The sequence below is a fragment of the Methanospirillum sp. genome (assembly GCF_028679455.1).
In the GTDB taxonomy this organism is placed as follows: domain Archaea; phylum Halobacteriota; class Methanomicrobia; order Methanomicrobiales; family Methanospirillaceae; genus Methanospirillum.
Genome location: NZ_JAJRBM010000287.1, coordinates 1 through 3,763 on the forward strand (window position 1 = coordinate 1; position 3,763 = coordinate 3,763).

General features: G+C 45.7%; 2 protein-coding genes and 1 pseudogene. 1 reads left to right on the forward strand and 2 read right to left on the reverse strand.

Annotated elements, in window-relative coordinates:
- Window positions 1-2,756 (forward strand): PAS domain S-box protein (locus LUQ50_RS09695; protein WP_300039603.1); only part of this gene is annotated, 2,756 nt, incomplete at its 5' end.
- A gap of 121 nt (window positions 2,757-2,877) precedes the next feature.
- On the opposite strand, the gene LUQ50_RS09700 is transcribed toward LUQ50_RS09695, so the two are convergent.
- Window positions 2,878-3,579, reverse strand: coding sequence for an ABC transporter ATP-binding protein (locus LUQ50_RS09700; protein WP_300039605.1), 702 nt, complete (start codon window positions 3,577-3,579; stop codon window positions 2,878-2,880).
- A pseudogene (locus tag LUQ50_RS09705) lies at window positions 3,576-3,763 on the reverse strand (ABC transporter permease); the annotation flags it as partial. The gene LUQ50_RS09700 and the pseudogene LUQ50_RS09705, both read right to left, overlap by 4 nt.

Here is a 3,763-nt window from a genome sequence, read left to right on the forward strand (position 1 = left end):
ACCAGGAAGGGGAGGTTACCGGAGCGATTGAAACAATCCGCGATATCACCTCCCTGAAAAAGACTGAACGTGAACTTTTTAACAGTGAACAGCGGTACCGCTCGATCATCCATGATCAGACTGATTATATTGCCCGTTTTACTCACGATGGTACCATAACGTTCACCAACGAAGCATACCGTGAGAATTTTGCTGCGATGCTGAGCCTGAAAGATATTGAAGGGAAAAATATCCGTGATCTTATGCAGATCCAGAACTATCCGGTTGTTGATGCCTTCCTTCGTTCATTGTCAAGAGATGAACCGGTTCGGGAGATGGAACGGGAGTTCACCGGAATAGACGGAGAGAAACATTGGCAGCTCTGGACTGTACGGGCGTTATTTGATGAACATGGTATCGCTGCTGAATATCAGGTGTCTGGTAAGGATATTACCCGTCTCAAACGGGACGAAGAAGAGATTGCTTTTAAAAATATCATTTTAAAAACCCAACAGGAAGCATCTCCCGATGCAATCCTCATTGTTGATTCTGAAGGATCAATCCTGGGATATAATAAAAATTTCAAGATATTATGGGAAATTCCGGAGGATCTTTTATTAGCAGGAGAAGATGAGCCGGTTCTCAGGTTTGTCTCTATGCAATCTGCAGATCCTGAAAATTTCCTGTCAAGGGTAATATCTCTGTATGAAAACCTGAATGAGAGAAGTTATGAAGAGATCGTACTTCGGAATGGAAGTGTGATTGAGCGGTACTCATCTCCCATGCTGGATCCTGATGGAACATACTTAGGAAGGGTCTGGTTTTTCAGGGATATCACCGCACGTAAACGTGCTGATGATGAGATACATTCAGCATATGAAGAATTAGCAGCATCTGAAGAGTCTTTGCAGAGCTCGTATCGCGAGCTCCTCACCAGCAAAGAGGCTCTCCAGGATAGTGAATTCAGGCTTCGATCCCTCATCGATAATACTGAAGAAGCGATCTCCATGATTGATGAAGAGGGGAGGATCATTGAATGGAATCAAAGTTCTGAACTAATATCCGGGATTTCAAAAGAAGAGGCCCTTGGAATGTATATGTGGGATCTCATCTTCAGGATGGCACCGCTTCACCATAAGAATGCAGAGTATCGAAATAACATAAAACAAGCAATACAATCATCACTCAAGACCGGAACTCCGGTTTTTCCGGGACCAGAGATCATTCATGCCACACGTCCGGACGGATCGAAGATTATTACCCGCCAGAGGATCTTTTCCAAAAAAACCGATCGTGGGTATCAGTTTGGATCTATCTCCCATGACATCACTGATGAGAAGGTTGTTGAAGAGGCACTCATGAAGAGTGAGGAACGGTTCAGAGAGATGGCTGAACGATCTTCAGATCTGATTATTATTCTCAACAAGGAGATGAGTCCCACCTATGTCTCACCCTCTGCCCGGATAATTGTCGGATACGAACCTGATGAAATGGTTGGAAAACCCCCGGAGTTTGCCTCTTCAACCATCTTCTCATCGAGTGGCCCGGTTCTTTTCAATGCAGTCCAGAAGACCATGAGAGGTGAGTTGGTCGAAAATGTGGAGATTCGGGTTTGTAAAAAAGACAATACCCTCATTATCGCGAGTCTCAGCGCCGTGCCAATGATCCATGAGGGAGTTGTAGATGGAGTACAAGTCTCAATACGGGACATAACCCTGGGGAAAAAATTGGAGGCAGCCCTCAGGGAGAGCGAGGAGCGATATCGGTTACTTGCTGATAACGTCCATGATATTATCTGGACTATTGATGAAACGATGAACTTTACGTATCTCTCCCCCTCAGTCAGAACGTTTCTGGGTCTCACCCAAAAGGAGGCTCTTGAATCGTCGATCTATGATTATCTGACACCTGAATCATGCCAGGAATTGCAACGTTACAAACGACTGTGGGTAGAGTCGATAGAGAACGGGGTACAATTGCCCCAAAACCTGGAACTTAATCTCGAATTCAAACGAAAAGACGGGTCTAAAGTCTGGACTGAGATATTTATGACCATGCTCTATGACAACAACCAAAATTTTGTTGGAATGGTTGGCGTGACCCGCGATATCAATAAAAGAAGACAGGCAGAAGAGGCACTCAGGATAGCAAACCGCCAGCTTAACCTGCTTTCAGGGATCACCCGGCATGATATCCTGAATAAGATCTCGGTTATTATAAGTTATCTGGTTCTTTTAGAAGATTATATCTGCGATCCTGAAGCATCGGGGTATCTGAAAAAAACTGAGAGTGCCACCAGGACAATCAAATCGCTTATCGAGTTCACCAGGTGTTATGATGATCTCGGTTCTACCCAGCCAAAATGGCATAATCTGAATGAAGTACTTGATCAGATTCAATTTCCTAACCAGATCAAACTCCATACTGATCTCAAGGGTTACTTCATTTTAGCTGATCCGATGCTCGAAAAAGTGTTCTATAACCTGCTTGATAATTCGATAAGGTATGGGGGATCTGTCTCAATAATACGAGTTACCGCTCAAAGAGACGGAGATGATCTGATGGTGGTATGGGAAGATGATGGTGTCGGGATTGAGGAGGCGGAGAAGGAGAAGATCTTTGAGAGGGGATTTGGGAAGAATACCGGACTTGGAATGTTTCTTGTCAGGGATATCCTGTCTCTGACCGGGATTACGATAGTAGAGAATGGAAAGCCGGGAGAGGGAGCAAGATTTGAGATCCGGGTTCCGAGTCAGTCATACCGGGTTACCGATTGAATAGCATGTTGTTCTCCCTCATTTGCGTTGTGTCTCACCCAGAGTCTGGTATTCTGCAGTAAATTCAATGAGATCCTGATCACTGGCATCCCTGGCCACCTGACGTCGCTCGTGATCGTATTCAGGTGTGATTGGTCAGGTTTCTATGGCATTCACGCTGATCAGACACTGCCCCATCTGCAAGGACAATCATCCGGCACATATACTCTTCATGCCACTCTTCATGGGTGACCATGATGATCGTCTGCCCGTACGCTTCATTGAGTTGCTTTAAGAGTTCCAGAATAATCCGGGATGTCTTCGAATCGAGATTTGCACAGGGTTCATCTGCAAACAAAATCATCGGAGTATTAATGAGAGCACGTGCAATCGCGACACGCTGCTGTTCCCCACCTGAAAGTTCAAAGGGTCTATGGAAGATCCGGTGACCAAGACCGACCCGGGTGAGTATCTCTGCACTCTTCTGAAGATACTCGTCTCTTCCCATTCCTCTCGCTTTTGCGGGAAGATAGACATTCTCCTGAACCGAGAGTTCAGGAACAAGGGCATAATCCTGAAAGATGTACCCAAGGTTCTGCAACCGAAACTCTGTCTTCTGATCTTCATTCAGTGAGTTTATATCTTCACCATTGATGATCAGGCTTCCAGATGATGGTGAATCAAGCAATCCGATGATATGGAGCAGCGTCGATTTCCCGCTCCCACTCGCACCGGTTATTCCGACGAACTCCCCTGGTGCAATCGTAAATGATACCTCCTGGAGTGCTTGAACTTCAACCATTCCCATCAGGTAGGTCCGGGAGATATGTTGAACCTGAATCATACCGCACCCCTGATGGCATCAAGGATCGGTTCTTTACTCGTCTGGTACGAAGGAACAAATCCGGATATCAGAGAGACCAGGTACAGGAGAAGGCTGCTCCTGATAAAAGGCCCTGCTTCAACCATCGGGTAGACTGCTCCACCAGGGAAGACAAGAGGATGAATATTCAGGTAAGTAATGAGCA

Bases quoted from the DNA above. Each gene is read 5' to 3' on its own strand.
- LUQ50_RS09700 (WP_300039605.1), bottom strand. From the start codon at position 3,579: ATGATTCAGGTTCAACATATCTCCCGGACCTACCTGATGGGAATGGTT.